This window comes from Chimaeribacter coloradensis, assembly GCF_002858715.1.
GTDB classification, from domain to species: Bacteria; Pseudomonadota; Gammaproteobacteria; order Enterobacterales; family Enterobacteriaceae; genus Chimaeribacter; species Chimaeribacter coloradensis.
In genome coordinates this window covers 1-357 of the sequence record NZ_PJZH01000091.1, presented here as the reverse complement: position 1 = coordinate 357, position 357 = coordinate 1, and the positions used below count along the sequence as shown (strand labels likewise).

1 protein-coding gene is annotated in these 357 nt (G+C 61.1%); it reads right to left on the bottom strand.

The genetic code is table 11. From position 1 onward, the window contains the following. The coding region (locus CYR32_RS21280) for a S1C family serine protease (protein WP_146000754.1) at positions 1-357 on the bottom strand (357 nt) is incomplete at both ends.

Below are 357 nucleotides of genomic sequence, written 5' to 3'. Positions count from 1 at the left end.
GCTACGTTGATCGGGATGGCAAACGAGAGGCCCTGATAGCCACCAGTCTGGCTGTAGATCTGCGAGTTGATGCCGATCACTTCGCCGCGCTGATTAAACAGCGGACCGCCGGAATTGCCGGGATTCACCGCAACGTCGGTCTGGATGAACGGCACGTAGGTGTCATCGGGCAGCGAGCGCGATTTGGCACTGACGATACCGGCAGTGACCGTGTTCTCGAAGCCGTACGGGGACCCAATGGCGAGCACCGGCTCGCCAACGCGGGTTTTCGACGGGTCGCCCAGCCGGACCGTGGGGAGATTCTTTGCATCGATGCGAATCACCGCGATGTCAGTCTGCGGATCGCTGCCTAACACC